This is a genomic window from Dyella sedimenti (assembly GCF_022760995.1).
Taxonomy (GTDB): domain Bacteria; phylum Pseudomonadota; class Gammaproteobacteria; order Xanthomonadales; family Rhodanobacteraceae; genus Dyella; species Dyella sedimenti.
This window is the reverse complement of record NZ_JAKWJO010000004.1, coordinates 139,498-152,528: the sequence shown is the minus strand read 5'-3', so window position 1 is coordinate 152,528 and position 13,031 is coordinate 139,498. Positions and strand designations below refer to the sequence as shown.

12 protein-coding genes are annotated in these 13,031 nt (G+C 69.3%); 8 read left to right on the top strand and 4 right to left on the bottom strand.

The features are described 5' to 3' along the window. Nucleotides 1–51: 51 nt before the first annotated feature. The 7 genes from MJ605_RS10800 (at nt 52) to MJ605_RS10770 (ending at nt 7,643) form a co-directional block, all read left to right on the top strand. On the top strand, nt 52–1,203 hold the full coding sequence (locus MJ605_RS10800; protein WP_243041524.1) for an acetylornithine deacetylase: 1,152 nt from the start codon (nt 52–54) through the stop codon (nt 1,201–1,203). Further along, the gene (locus MJ605_RS10795; protein WP_243041708.1) at nt 1,203–2,519 is read left to right on the top strand and encodes an acetylglutamate kinase; all 1,317 of its coding nucleotides are present in this window, start codon (nt 1,203–1,205) and stop codon (nt 2,517–2,519) included. The genes MJ605_RS10800 and MJ605_RS10795 overlap by 1 nt, the downstream gene beginning before the upstream one ends. A gap of 4 nt (nt 2,520–2,523) precedes the next feature. Next, the gene (argC, locus tag MJ605_RS10790; protein ID WP_243041523.1) at nt 2,524–3,477 is read left to right on the top strand and encodes an N-acetyl-gamma-glutamyl-phosphate reductase; all 954 of its coding nucleotides are present in this window, start codon (nt 2,524–2,526) and stop codon (nt 3,475–3,477) included. 90 nt (nt 3,478–3,567) lie between these two features. Next, a complete protein-coding gene (locus MJ605_RS10785; RefSeq protein WP_243041522.1) occupies nt 3,568–4,863 on the top strand; it encodes an argininosuccinate lyase in 1,296 nt (431 codons plus the stop codon). Nucleotides 4,864–4,876: 13 nt separating this feature from the next. Next, the gene (locus tag MJ605_RS10780; protein ID WP_243041521.1) at nt 4,877–5,224 is read left to right on the top strand and encodes a cupin domain-containing protein; all 348 of its coding nucleotides are present in this window, start codon (nt 4,877–4,879) and stop codon (nt 5,222–5,224) included. Then, nucleotides 5,221–6,381: a glutamate 5-kinase gene (gene proB, locus MJ605_RS10775; protein WP_243041520.1), complete on the top strand. Its 1,161-nt coding sequence runs from the start codon at nt 5,221–5,223 to the stop codon at nt 6,379–6,381. The genes MJ605_RS10780 and proB overlap by 4 nt, the downstream gene beginning before the upstream one ends. After that, complete coding sequence (locus MJ605_RS10770) at nt 6,378–7,643, top strand: glutamate-5-semialdehyde dehydrogenase (RefSeq protein ID WP_243041519.1); 1,266 nt, start codon at nt 6,378–6,380, stop codon at nt 7,641–7,643. Before proB ends, MJ605_RS10770 begins: the two co-directional genes overlap by 4 nt. Before the next feature lie 22 nt (nt 7,644–7,665). Here MJ605_RS10770 and MJ605_RS10765 read toward each other — a convergent pair whose 3' ends face one another. Further along, complete coding sequence (locus tag MJ605_RS10765; RefSeq protein ID WP_243041518.1) at nt 7,666–8,580, bottom strand: LysR family transcriptional regulator; 915 nt, start codon at nt 8,578–8,580, stop codon at nt 7,666–7,668. 122 nt (nt 8,581–8,702) lie between these two features. Here MJ605_RS10765 and MJ605_RS10760 point away from each other — a divergent pair, with 122 nt between their 5' ends. Beyond that, on the top strand, nt 8,703–9,956 hold the full coding sequence (locus MJ605_RS10760) for an MFS transporter (protein ID WP_243041517.1): 1,254 nt from the start codon (nt 8,703–8,705) through the stop codon (nt 9,954–9,956). A 4-nt stretch (nt 9,957–9,960) separates the two neighbouring features. Here MJ605_RS10760 and kynU read toward each other — a convergent pair whose 3' ends face one another. Genes kynU through MJ605_RS10745 form a run of 3 tightly spaced genes read right to left on the bottom strand, consistent with a single transcriptional unit; the run spans nt 9,961 to nt 12,836 of the window. Beyond that, complete coding sequence (kynU, locus tag MJ605_RS10755) at nt 9,961–11,241, bottom strand: kynureninase (protein ID WP_243041516.1); 1,281 nt, start codon at nt 11,239–11,241, stop codon at nt 9,961–9,963. A gap of 54 nt (nt 11,242–11,295) precedes the next feature. Next, complete coding sequence (locus MJ605_RS10750) at nt 11,296–11,805, bottom strand: hypothetical protein (RefSeq protein ID WP_243041515.1); 510 nt, start codon at nt 11,803–11,805, stop codon at nt 11,296–11,298. Continuing rightward, on the bottom strand, nt 11,802–12,836 hold the full coding sequence (locus MJ605_RS10745; protein ID WP_243041514.1) for an amidohydrolase family protein: 1,035 nt from the start codon (nt 12,834–12,836) through the stop codon (nt 11,802–11,804). Before MJ605_RS10745 ends, MJ605_RS10750 begins: the two co-directional genes overlap by 4 nt. Nucleotides 12,837–13,031: the final 195 nt, after the last annotated feature.

Sequence of the window (13,031 nt, the reverse complement as noted above, 5' to 3'; positions counted from 1 at the left end):
CGTGGCGGCCCATGGGCATGCTTGGCAAACACCACCACCACTTGGGATCGCATGAGCGCACTACTGGACGATACGCTCCGACATCTTCGGGCGCTGGTCAGCTATGACACGCGCAATCCGCCGCGCGAGATCGGCACCGGCGGCATCTTCGACTACCTGCGGGAGCACCTGCCGGGTTTCGACATCACCGTGACCGATTACGGCGCGGGCGCCGTCACCCTGCACGCCGTGCGCGGCCAACCGAGGGTGCTGTTCAACGTGCACCTGGACACCGTGCCCGACTCGCCGCATTGGACCGCCGACCCGCACGTGCTGCGGGTGACGGAGGACCGGGCGATCGGCCTGGGCGCTTGCGACATCAAGGGCGCCGCCGCCGCGCTGGTGGCGGTGGCCAATGCCGCCCGTGGCGACATGGCCCTGCTGCTATCCACCGACGAGGAGGCCAACGATCCGCGCTGCATCGCGGGATTCCTCAAGGACAAGCCAGTCTATGACGCGGTGATCGTGGCGGAGCCCACCAAGGGCGAGGCGGTGCTGGCGCATCGCGGCATCCATTCGGTGCAGATGCGCTTCAAGGGCAGCGCTGGCCATGCCTCCGGCGAGCAGAAGCCCAGCGACAGCGCCGTGCACCAGGCGGTCCGCTGGGGTGGCGCCGCGCTGGATTTCGTCGAGAAGCAGTCGCACGAGCGCTTCGGCGGCCTCACCGGCCTGCGCTTCAACATCGGCCGCGTGGATGGCGGTATCAAGGCCAATATGATCGCGCCCACGGCGGACGTGCGTTTCGGCTTCCGACCCCTGCCGACCATGCATCCGGACGCATTGCTGGAAACCTTCCGCACCCTGGTGGAACCGCAGCCGGTGGAATACACCGAACTGTTCCGCGGCGATCCGCTGCCGGCTGGTGATACGGCCACGGCGGAAGCGCGTCGCCTGGCCGCCCGCGACTTCGCCGACGAGCTGAACATCCCCATCGGCAATGCGGTGAACTTCTGGACCGAGGCGGCGCTGTTCTCCGCCGCCGGCTACATCAGCTTCGTCTACGGCCCGGGCGACATCGCCCAGGCGCATTCCGCCGACGAGTGGGTCGCCCTCGAACAATTGCAGCATTACGCCGAAACCATTCATCGCATCATCGATGAAAAGTGTGTCCAGGGACGGCCACTTTCTGATTCCGCGCTCATGGATGAGCGCAAAGGACAATGATGGAAGCCCACAAGCACACCCGGAAAACCATCGTGCGCCTGCTTTCGAGCATGGGCAGCGCGAAGGAGATCCAGCAATACCTCAAGCGTTTCTCGCAGCTGGACGCCAAGCGCTTCGCCGTGGTGAAGGTCGGCGGCGCCGTGCTGCGCGACGACCTGCCGGCACTGACCTCCTCGCTCACCTTCCTGCAGCAGGTGGGCCTTACCCCGATCGTGCTGCATGGCGCGGGGCCGCAGCTTGACGAGGAATTGTCCGCCGCCGGTATCGAGAAGCAGACCGTCAACGGCCTGCGCGTGACCACGCCCAAGGCGCTGGCCATCGTGCGCAAGGTGTTCCAGGAACAGAACCTGCGCCTGGTCGAGGCGTTGCAGTCGATGGACACGCGCGCGACCTCGGTGCCGTCCGGCGTGTTCACCGCCGAATACCTCGACCGTGACGTTTATGGCCTGGTCGGCAAGGTCAGCCGCATCAACCTTGCGCCGATCGAGGCCAGCCTGCGCGCTGGCTCTATCCCGGTGATCGCGAGCCTGGGCGAGACGGAAGAGGGCCAGATCCTCAACGTCAACGCCGACTTCGCCGCTAACGAACTGGTGCGCGTGCTGCAGCCATACAAGATCGTGTTCCTTACCGGCACCGGCGGGCTGCTGGACGACCAGGGCAAGATCATCGACTCGATCAACCTCAGCACCGAGTTCGACCACCTTATGGCACAGCCGTGGATCAACGGCGGCATGCGCCTGAAGATCGAGCAGATCGCCGACCTGCTCAACGACCTGCCGTTGACTTCCTCGGTGTCCATCACCAAGCCGTCGGAGCTGGCCAAGGAACTGTTCACCCACAAGGGCTCGGGCACGCTGGTGCGCCGTGGCGAGAAGGTGCGGCGCTTCGAGTCGTGGGAAGGCATCGACCTGGAACGCATGCGTACGCTGATCGAATCCAGCTTCGGCCGTGGGCTGGTGCCCGACTACTTCGAGCGCACCCGGCCGTTCCGCATCTACGTCAGCGAGAACTACCGCACGGCGATGATCCTGACCATGGAGGACGGCCTGCCGTACCTGGACAAGTTCGCCGTGCTGGACGACGCGCAGGGCGAGGGCCTGGGCCGCGCCGTGTGGCAGGTGATGCGCGAGGAGAACCCCAGGCTGTTCTGGCGTTCGCGCCACGGTAACACCGTCAACCATTTCTACTATGCCGAATCGGATGGCTGCATGAAGCAGCCACGCTGGAAAGTGTTCTGGTACGGCATCGACGATTTCGACACGATCGCCCGCTGCGTCGCGCATTGCGCACAGCGGCAGCCGACCCTGGTGGACTGATGACATGAGCACGACCTATCGCATCGGCATCGTCGGCGCGCGCGGCCATACCGGCGCCGAACTGATCCGCCTGGTGGCCGCCCATCCCAACCTTGAGCTGGCCTTCGTTTCCTCGCGCGAGCTGGACGGCCAACGCGTGGCCGACCACGTGCCGGGCTACCAGGGCGAACTGCGCTATGCCAGCCTCGATCCCGAGGCGGTGGCGGCGCAGGGCGCCGACGTGGTGGTGCTGGCCCTGCCCAACGGCAAGGCCGCGCCCTATGTGGAGGCCATCGACAAGGCCAGGCCCGACACGATCATCGTCGACCTGTCGGCGGACTACCGCTTCGACGAGCGCTGGTACTACGGCCTGCCGGAACTCACCCGCGAGCGTTGGCGCGGCGAGAAGCGCATCAGCAATCCCGGCTGCTACGCCACCGCGATCCAGCTTTCCATCGCGCCGCTGAAGGATTTGCTGGCCGCGCCGCCGGTGAGCTTCGGCGTCTCGGGCTATTCCGGCGCCGGCACCACGCCGTCGGACCGCAACGATCCGGAGAAGCTGCGCGACAACCTGATGCCGTACTCGCTCACCGGGCACACGCACGAGAAGGAGGCGAGCCGCCACCTCGGCCTGCCGGTGGAGTTCATGCCGCACGTGGCGCCGCATTTCCGCGGCCTCACCGTCACCACCAATCTCTACCTCGCGCGCCAGGCGAAGCGCGAGGACATCGTCAACCGCTTCCATGGCGCCTACGATGGCGAGAAGCTGGTGCACGTGGTGGACGAGGCGCCCTGGGTCAGCCGGATCGCGCACCAGCACCACGTGGACGTGGGCGGCTTCGCCGTCTCCAACGACGGCAAGCGCGTGGTGGTGGTGGCGACGCTGGACAACCTGCTCAAGGGCGCCGCCACGCAGGCCATGCAGAACATCAACCGGGCGATCGGCGTGGACGAATACACGGCGATTCCGGTTGCCTGACCGTCATTCCGGTCCTTGCCCACTTTTGTGGGGTGCGCCGGAATGACGGGCAAGAGAGTCGTACTACCCAACGTTTGCGGAACACTTTCCATGACCCAACCCCTCTGGCAAAAATCCAACATCAAGATCGACGCCCGCATCATGCGGTTCCTCGCCGGCGACGACGTGCTGCTGGATCGCGAGTTCTTCCTGCACGACATCACCGCCAGCAAGGCGCACGTGGAAGGGCTGGCCAATATCGGCGTGGTCAGCGCCGACGAAGCCGCGGCACTCAAGCGCGAGCTGGACGTGCTGGCGGAGGATTTCCGCATGGGCCGCTTCGTGCTCGACGAGCGCTACGAGGACGGCCACTCGGCCATCGAGGCGCGCCTGACCGAGCGGCTGGGCGACGCGGGCCGCCGCGTGCATACCGGGCGCAGCCGCAACGACCAGATCCTGGTCGCCACCCGCCTGTGGCTGAAGGAGCAGCTCGCCGCGCTGGAGCAGCACTGCCGCGCCATCGCCCAGGTGTGCCTGGAGCGCGCCGCGCAGCCGGCCATCCCGTTGCCGGGTTATACGCACCTGCAGCGCGCGGTGGTGTCCTCCACCACGATGTGGTTCGCCGGCTTCGCCGAGGGATTCATCGACAACGCGCTGCGCGCCCGGCAGACCGCGGCGCTGATCGATGCCAACCCGCTCGGCACCGCCGCCGGCTACGGCGTCAACCTCAGGCTGGACCGCGAGCACACCACGCAGGCGCTTGGCTTCGCGCGCATGCAGGTGTCGCCGATCTACGCGCAGCTCTCGCGCGGCAAGTTCGAGATGGCAGTGCTGGAGGCCATCGCCGGCGCGCTGCTGGACGTGCGCCGCCTGGCCTGGGACCTCTCGCTGTTCACCACCGCCGAGTTCGATTTCGTCAAGCTGCCGTCCGAATACACCACCGGCAGCTCGATCATGCCCAACAAGCGCAATCCGGACGTGGTGGAACTGCTGCGCGCCAGCTATGCCAGCGTGGCGGCGGCGCGCACCGAGATCGAGCAACTGCTGTCGCTGCCTTCGGGTTACCAGCGCGACCTGCAGTTCTCCAAGGGCTCGCTGTTCCATGGTTGCCGGCACGGCCTGGCCGCGCTGGAACTGGTACCCGACCTGCTGGCGCGGCTGGCATGGAACGAGCCGGCCATGCGCGCGGCGATCGAGCCGGCGATGTACGCCACCGACGTGGCGATCGAGCAGGCGGCGGCCGGCGTGCCGTTCCGCGACGCCTACCGGGCCGCCGCCGACGCGGCCGCCTCGGCGGGCGAGGGCCGCACGCCCGAGGGCAGCCTGGCGGCGCGGGTCTCGCCCGGCGCGGGCAGCGACCTGCGCCTGGACGAATTGCGTGCCAGGCTCGGCCGTCTGGACGGCTGAACGGGCCAGGGGCATGGAAACCGTCAGCACGGGGAATGCCGAACACTACCGCTGGGGCCAGGGCTGCGACGGCTGGCACCTGCTGGCTGGCGACGACCTCAGCGTGATCGAGGAACGCATGCCGGGCGGCACCCGCGAGGTGCGCCACCGGCATGCGCGGTCGCGTCAGTTCTTCTACGTGCTGCAGGGCGAGCTGACGCTGGAACTGGAAGGCGACGTGCACCGGCTGCGGGCGGGACAAGGGCTGCACGTGCCGCCCGGCCAGGCCCACCAGGCATGCAACGACAGCGTGGCCGAGGTGCGCATGCTGGTGGTGTCCTCGCCGCGCAGCCACGGCGACCGCATCGGGGCGCCCGCATGAACGCGGGCCTGCCCGAGCAGGCCTTGCCGGCCTGGCGCCGTGCGGTGCTGAAGGTGGGCAGCAACCTGCTGGCCGCCGACGGCGGCGGGCTGACCACCCGCCACGCCGAAGCACTGGTGGCCTTCATGGCGGCTAGCCGCTCGGCGGGAAGGCAGGTGGTGCTGGTGTCCTCCGGCGCGGTGGCGGCGGGCCGGGCGCAGCTGCGCGCGCATGCCCCTTCCGGCGGCGACCTGGCTGCCCGGCAGGCCCTGGCCGCACTGGGCCAGGCACCGATGATCGCGTTGTGGCAATCCTTGAGCGCCCGGCCGGTGGCCCAGGTGCTGCTGACCCATGACGACCTGCGCAACCGTCGCCGCTACCTCAACGCGCGCGCGACCCTGCGCGAGCTGCTGGCGCTGGACGTGCTGCCGGTGGTGAACGAGAACGACACGGTGGCCGTGGACGAGTTGAAGCTGGGCGACAACGACAACTTGGCGGCCATCGTCGCGGCCCTGGTCGATGCGGACCTGCTGCTGATCGCCTCCGATATCGATGCGCTGTACAGCGCCGACCCGCGCAGCGATCCGCAGGCGGTGCCGTTGCCGCGCGTGCCGGTCCTGACGCCGGAGGTGCTGGCCATGGCAGGCGGCAGCGGCAGCGCGGTGGGCACGGGCGGCATGCGCACCAAGCTGGAAGCCGCGGGAAAAGCCGCGGCGGCGGGCATTCCGACCGCGCTGTTCAGCGGCCGCGATGCGGCCACCGTGTCGGCGCTGGGCCAGGGGCGCTTGCACGGCACGTTGGTCGAGGCTGCGCGAAGCCGCATGCAGGCGCGCAAGTACTGGCTGCGCCACGCGCCGGCCGCCAGCGGCGGCATCCAGGTCGACGAGGGTGCCGCGCGGGCGCTGGCGGGCGGTCGCGCTTCGCTGTTGCCCGGCGGCGTCGTGGCGGCGCGGGGCGAGTTCCACCGCGGCGACCTGGTGGAGATCGCCGGCACGGACGGCCGGGTGGTCGCGCGTGGCATCAGCCAGTACGGGGCGGGCGAGGTGGGTCGCCTGGCCGGCCGCCATAGCCGCGACATCGGGCACGTCCTGGGCTACAGCCATGGCGCCGAGGTCGTGCATCGCGACGACATGGTGTCGATGGGTGAGATCGAAACGGCGGGGGAGGCGAGTCCATGAGCGATATCCGTACGCTGGCCCTGGCCTGCCGCGACGCGGCGCCGCTGATCGCCGCGCTGGATACCGGCGCCAAGCGGGAACTGCTGCGCGACATGGCCGCCGCGGTCGAACGGCGTGCGGGAGATATCCTCGACGCCAACGCGAAGGACAGGGAACAGGCCTCAGCCAAGGGCGTGCAGGGCGCCATGCTTGATCGCCTGCGGCTGGACGAGGCGCGCGTCGCGGCGATCGCGCGGGCGTTGCGCGAGGTGTCCGCGCTGCCCGATCCGGTGGGTGTGGTCACGCGCCGCGAGACGCGGCCCAACGGCATCGCCATCGAACGCGTGCGCATTCCGCTCGGCGTGGTGGCGATGATCTACGAGGCGCGCCCGAACGTGACCGCCGACGCCGCCGGGCTGTGCCTGATGGCCGGCAACGCGGTGATCCTGCGGGGCGGCTCGGAGGCCATCCATTCCAACGCCGCCATCGCGTCGGCATTGCACGAGGCCCTGCCGGCCCATGGCCTGCCCGCCGCCGCCGTCACCCTGCTGGCGGACCTGCGGCGCGAGGCGATGGTGGAGTTGCTGCAGCTCGCCGATATCGTGGACCTGGCCATTCCGCGCGGTGGCGAGGGCCTGATCCGCTTCGTGGCCGAGCACGCGCGCGTGCCGGTCATCAAGCACTACAAGGGCGTATGCCATCTCTATGTGGACCGCGATGTCGATCTCGCGCTGGCGCTGGACCTGCTGGTGGATGGCAAGACCTCGCGCCCCGGCGTGTGCAATGCGCTGGAGACCTTGCTGGTGCATCGCGATATCGCCCCCTTGTTCCTGCCGCTGGTGGCACAGGTCCTGCGTGGACGCGGCGTGGAACTGCGCGGCGACGAGGCGACGCGGGCGCTGGTGCCGGAGGCGTCGCCAGCCGGCGAGGACGACTATGCCGCCGAATTCCTCGACCTGATCCTGGCGATCCGCGTGGTGGACGATCTCGATGGCGCCATCGCGCACATCCGCCGCTACGGCTCGGACCACACCGAGGTCATTGCCACCCGCGACGAGCACGCGGCACGGCGCTTCATACAGGCACTGCGCTCGGCGGTGGTGATGGTGAATGCCTCCTCGCGCTTTTCGGATGGTGGCGAGCTGGGCCTGGGCGCGGAGATCGGCATCTCCACCACGCGCCTGCACGCCTACGGTCCCATGGGGGCGGAGTCGTTGACAGTGGAACGCTTTGTGGTACGTGGCGAAGGGCAGGTACGCCATCCGGAAAGCCGTGTCCGCTGAAGCGGGCCGCCTTGCTGCCGTCCTATCCAACGCGGCGTGAGCGCGGACGCTGCGACATCACGAGCCTGAGTTGTTCCAGCAACAGGGCGACGGGCGCTTCCAGCCGGGGCGGCAGGGCGCGATGGACAAGCCAGGCGATGACGTCCAGGTGGAAATCGCTTACGGTCAGCACCTTCAGCCGATGCCGGTGGGCGCTGCCGGCGAGCAGGTCGGGCGTGACCAGGCCGACACCGGCGCCGCGCGCCACCAGGGATAGCTGCAGGTCGGCGCCGAAGGCCTCGACGCCCACCTCGCAGGGCAGGCCGCGTTCCTCCAGCGCCCGGCGCAGGGTGGCGCGCATGCCGCAGCCGTTCTGGCTGAGTACCCAGGGCAGGCCGGCAAGGTCCTTCAATGTCACGCGCCCGCGCAGGCCCAGCGAGGGCGCCGCCACCACGCGTACCGGCTGGCGATCGAAGGTGTGGGCGATCATGCCCGCCGGCGGCGGCATGTGTTCCGGGAGCACCACCGCGGAGGTATCGAGCTGTCCCTGTTCGACCTGCTCGATCAAGCCGGGCGACCAGCCCGCGTGGATGCGCAAGGACAGGCTGGGAAAGCGCGAGCGCAACTGGTCGACGGGCGCGGTCAGCGCGCGCTCGGCCAGGAACGGCGGCATGCCCAGGCGCAGTTCGCCGGTGGGTTCCGCATCGGCCCGCGCGAGCGCCAGCAGGTCGGCCTCGGCATGCAGCAGCTGCCGGCCCTTCTGGTAGATCTCGCGTCCCGCCGCCGTGGGGCGCAGCGGCTTGGACTGGCGGTCCAGCAGTTCCACACCCAGCAGCGATTCCAGGCTCTGCACGCGCCGCGTCACGCCCGGCTGGGTGAGATGCAACTGCGCGGCGGCCTGCACGATGGAGCCGGTATCCACCACGGCGATGAAGGCTTTGACGTCCCGCGTGTTCATGGCTGGGCCCTGCCTCCAGTGTCATGCGTATCACGCATGATGACTATGAATATTATTCACTTGGATCATGGTGTGGGCCTATTTAGCATCCCAGGCTTCTCCCTTGGCAAGGTCCCGAGGACATGCAGTATTTCTCCCACCGCCGCATCGCCGTCGTTCCGCAGGAGACGCAAGCGGCATTGACCACGCCGCTCACGTGGCTGTTCGCCTTCGCCGTGGGCGTCATCATCGTCAACCTCACCGCGGCGCAGCCGCTGGCCGGACCGGTGGCTCGCGCCCTGCACATGCCTCCCGCCCTGGCGGGGCTGGTGGCGATGCTGCCGCAGTTGGGTTATGCGCTGGGCATGCTGTTCCTGGTACCGCTGGCCGACCTGTTCGAGAACCGCCGGCTGACCGTGGCCACGCTGGCCCTCTGCGCGCTGGCGCTCGGCATGGCGGCCGTGGCGCCACGGGCCTGGTGGCTGTTGCTGGCCGTCTGCCTCGCGGGTACCACCTCGTGCGCGATCCAGGTCCTGGTGCCGCTGGCGGCGGCGATGGCCCGGCCCGAGCACCGCGGCAGCGCGGTGGGCAATGTGATGAGCGGCGTGATGCTCGGCATCCTGCTGTCCCGGCCGTTCGCGAGCCTGGTGGAAGGGGCGTGGGGATGGCGCGCCTGCTACGGCGTGCTGGGCGTTGCCGATGCCGTGCTGGCCGCGGCGCTCTGGCTGGCCCTGCCCACGCGCCATCCGCTGGCCCATGTCCCGTATCGCGCCCTGATCGCCTCGCTGGCGGTGCTGTGGCGCGATGAAATCGTGCTGCGCCGCCATGCCATCTCGGCCGCGATCATGATGGCCGCCTTCAGCGCGTTCTGGACCGGCATCGCCCTGCGCCTGGTGCAGGCGCCGTTCGCGCTGGACAGCCGTGGCCTGGCCTGGTTCGCGCTGGCGGGCGTGGCTGGCACCATCGTGGCGCCGCTGGCCGGCAAGGCGGGCGACCGGGGCTACGGTACCGTGGGCATGCCGGTGGCGCATGTCGTCATGAGCCTGGGTGTGGTGCTGGCGGGCGTGGCCGGCGCGGGCTGGCTGGGCGTGGACATCGCGCGCCATCCATATGCCGCGCTGGGCATGCTGGTGGTGGCGGCCATCGTGATCGACGCGGGTGCCATCGGCGACCAGACGCTGGGGCGGCGCGCGGTCAACATGCTCGATCCGGCGGCCCGCAGCCGGCTCAACGGGCTGTTCGTCGGCGTGTTCTTCATCGGTGGCGGCATGGGTGCGGTGGCGACGGGTGGCGCCTGGGCCGCCGCCGGCTGGACCGGGGTATGCGTGTTGTGCCTGGGCCTGTGTACGCTGGCCTTCGCCGGCGACCTGTGGGCAAGGCGCCGTGGCGCCGGCTGACCGGTCAGCCGCGCCCGGCCCAGTGCCGCACGGCCTCGGCGAATGCCAGGCAGTCGGCGTAGCGGTTGTACAGCGGGGTCGGCGAGATGCGGATGACGTCGGGCTCGCGCCAGTCGCCGATGATGCCGTGCGCCATCAGGTACTCGAACAAGGCACGGCCGCGCTCGCGGCCGCCGAGTACGCGGATGGACAGCTGCGCGCCGCGGCGCTCGGGATCGCGCGGCGTGACCGTTTCCAGCACGTCGTGCAAGCGGGCCTGCACCAGCCATTCCAGGTAGCCGGTGAGGCGCAGCGATTTCGCGCGCAGCCGGTCCATCCCGGCGCGCCGGAAGATCTCCAGCGACACGCGCAACGGCGCCAGCGCGAGGATCGGCGGGTTGCTGAGCTGCCAGCCGTCCGCGCCATAGGTGGGCACGAACTCGGCTCCCATCTGGAAGCGCGTGGTCTTGTCGTGGCCCCACCAGCCGGCGAAGCGCGGCAGCGTGGTGCGTGCGTGGCGGTCGTGCACGAAGGCGCCGCCCACCGCGCCCGGGCCGCCATTGAGGTACTTGTAGCTGCACCAGATGGCGAAGTCCGCGCCGCTGTCGTGCAACCGCAGGGGCAGGTTGCCCACCGCGTGGGCGAGGTCGAAGCCCACCATGCAGCCGTGGCGGTTGGCCAGGCGCACGATGGCGGTCAGGTCGAAGGCCTGGCCGGTGCGGTACTGGATGCCGGGCAGCATCACCAGGGCGATGCGCGAACCGTGCTCGGCCAGCGCGCGCTCGATCGCCGCCAGCGAGAGCGTGCCGTTGGCCTCGTCGCCTTCCAGCTCGACCAGCGCCGTGGCGGGATCGTAGCCATGAAAGCGGATCTGCGATTCCACCGCGTAGCGGTCGGTGGGGAACGAGCCAGCCTCGATCAGGATCGCGTGGCGTTCCGGGGTGGGGCGGTAGAAGCTCACCATCATCAGGTGCAGGTTCACGCCCAGCGTGTTCATCGCCACCACTTCGTGCGGCTGCGCGCCCACCACGGTGGCGAGGTCGTCGCGCACGAACTCGTGGTAGTCCATCCACGGCAGGCGGCCCTTGAAATGGCCTTCCACGCCCAGCTCGCTCCAGTAGTCCAGTTCCGCGCTCAGCGCAGGGCGCACCGCGCGCGGCTGCAGGCCCAGCGAGTTGCCGCAGAAGTAGTGGCTGTCGCGGCCTTCGTGCGGAGGGATCAGGAACTGGTCGCGAAAGCCGCGCAGGGCGTCGGCATCGTCCTGGGCTTGCGCCCAGGCGGAAGTGGCTTCGTAGGCTGCGGACATCGGCGATTCCGGGCGGCGCGCCGCGCCCGGATGGCGCGGCGAAAAAACGCCAGCTTACTTCAGGCGCGCGGCGATGGCATCGCAGCCCTTGTCGAACGCGGCCTTCCAACTGGTGCCGGCCTGGCTTTGCGACGGACGCACGCAGCGCAACTGGATGGCGTGGTTGTCCTTGAACCAGTAGCGTTCGCTGTAGTCGTACCGGGCGCCGTTCTCCTGCGCGGTATACACGAAGTTGTCGGCGCCCTGGCTGGCACCCGGCTGGTAGCCGGTAAGCGACCTGGCCTTGCTCATGGCGCCGCTGACATAGGCCTGGAACGCGGCGAGGTCGCCCACCTGCTTCACCGTCACCGAGATGCGCGCCAGGCTGCTGCTGGCGGTGGGCGAGGGATCGGGCACCTGGAACACGCGCACTTCCGGATCGCCCTGGGTCTCCATGATGCCCACCCATTGGTCGGGCGTGCTGAAGTTGACGCTGCCGCCGGCCATGCTGATGTCGGAGGCGTGCACGGCGCCAGCCAGCACCAGGCCGCTGGCGGCGAAAACCAAGTTGCGCAAGAAGCTCATGCCTGTTCCTGTGGAAGGGTGGATGGTTCGAACCGGTAGCGCGGCAGCCCCAGCCATTCCAGGGCCGTGCCGTGGAAGAGCCGCGCACGGGTGTCGTCATCCAGGCCCAAGGCCTCGATGCCGCTACCCGGATGCTGTTCCCCCAGCGGGAAAGGATAATCGGTCCCCAGCATCACGCGCTCGATCCCGGTCACATCCAGCAGATAGCGCAGGGCGTGCGGATCGTGCACGCAGGAGTCGAAGTACAGGCGCTTCAGGTACTCGCGCGGGTTGCGCGGGTTGTCGGTGGCCACCAGGTCCGGGCGCATGCGGAAGCCATGCTCGATGCGGCCGATGCTCCAGGGGAAGCTGCCGCCGCCGTGGGCCAGCATCACGCGCAGGTGCGGCAGGCGTTCCAGCACGCCGCCGAACACTAGGCAGCAGCCGGCGCGCGACTGTTCGGCCGGCATGCCCACCAGCCACGGCAGCCAGTACTTGGGCATGCTGGCGGCGCCCATCATGTCCCAGGGATGCACCATCACGGCCGCGCCGAGGTCGGCGGCGGCCTCGAAGAACGGGAACAGCTCCGGCGCGTCCAGATTCCAGTCGTTGCAGTGCGAGCCGACCTGCACGCCCTGCAGGCCCAGTTCGTCGATGCAGCGTTCCAGTTCGCGGATGGCCAGGTCCGGCGATTGCAGCGGCACGGTGCCGATGCCCGCGTAGTGACGCGGGTGCGCCTCGCACAGCGCGGCCATGCTGTCGTTGAGATGCCGGTGCAGTTCCAGTGCCTGGTAGCCCGGCGCCCAGTAGGAGAACAGCACCGGCACGGTGGACACCACCTGCACGTCCACGCCGAAGCGGGCGTAGTCCTCGATGCGCTGCCGGGGATCGAAGGCCGAGTCCCACACTTCACGGAAGAACTTGCCGTCCTTGTAGATGCGGTGCCGCCCGTCGTTGTGGATCATCACCGGGAAGCGTTCGTCGCCGTACTTGGCGGCCAGGTTCGGCCAGTCGCGCGGAAGGATATGGGCGTGCGTATCGATCTTCAGCATGCCGGCAGTGTAAGTCCTTGCCCGTGGAGCGTCGCGGGGGGGAAAGCGGCCATCGTCAACGGATCGTGAACGGGCGCCCGTCGCGTGCCGGCCATGCCCGGGCGAGCGGCACGGCGCTTGGCGCCGCATCGTGCAAGCTGGCTGAACGTGCAAGGGCAACACGTTGCCGGCATCATGGCGGATGCGGCCGCAATG

What these genes read in the sequence shown, in the direction of transcription:
- proB (WP_243041520.1), top strand. Translation starts at nt 5,221, where the DNA reads ATGAACGCGGGCCTGCCCGAGCAGGCCTTGCCGGCCTGGCGCCGTGCG.
- MJ605_RS10795 (WP_243041708.1), top strand. Translation starts at nt 1,203, where the DNA reads ATGGAAGCCCACAAGCACACCCGGAAAACCATCGTGCGCCTGCTTTCG.
- kynU (WP_243041516.1), bottom strand. Translation starts at nt 11,241, where the DNA reads ATGTCCGCAGCCTACGAAGCCACTTCCGCCTGGGCGCAAGCCCAGGAC.
- MJ605_RS10745 (WP_243041514.1), bottom strand. Translation starts at nt 12,836, where the DNA reads ATGCTGAAGATCGATACGCACGCCCATATCCTTCCGCGCGACTGGCCG.
- argC (WP_243041523.1), top strand. Translation starts at nt 2,524, where the DNA reads ATGAGCACGACCTATCGCATCGGCATCGTCGGCGCGCGCGGCCATACC.
- MJ605_RS10765 (WP_243041518.1), bottom strand. Translation starts at nt 8,580, where the DNA reads ATGAACACGCGGGACGTCAAAGCCTTCATCGCCGTGGTGGATACCGGC.
- MJ605_RS10780 (WP_243041521.1), top strand. Translation starts at nt 4,877, where the DNA reads ATGGAAACCGTCAGCACGGGGAATGCCGAACACTACCGCTGGGGCCAG.
- MJ605_RS10760 (WP_243041517.1), top strand. Translation starts at nt 8,703, where the DNA reads ATGCAGTATTTCTCCCACCGCCGCATCGCCGTCGTTCCGCAGGAGACG.
- MJ605_RS10770 (WP_243041519.1), top strand. Translation starts at nt 6,378, where the DNA reads ATGAGCGATATCCGTACGCTGGCCCTGGCCTGCCGCGACGCGGCGCCG.
- MJ605_RS10785 (WP_243041522.1), top strand. Translation starts at nt 3,568, where the DNA reads ATGACCCAACCCCTCTGGCAAAAATCCAACATCAAGATCGACGCCCGC.
- MJ605_RS10800 (WP_243041524.1), top strand. Translation starts at nt 52, where the DNA reads ATGAGCGCACTACTGGACGATACGCTCCGACATCTTCGGGCGCTGGTC.
- MJ605_RS10750 (WP_243041515.1), bottom strand. Translation starts at nt 11,805, where the DNA reads ATGAGCTTCTTGCGCAACTTGGTTTTCGCCGCCAGCGGCCTGGTGCTG.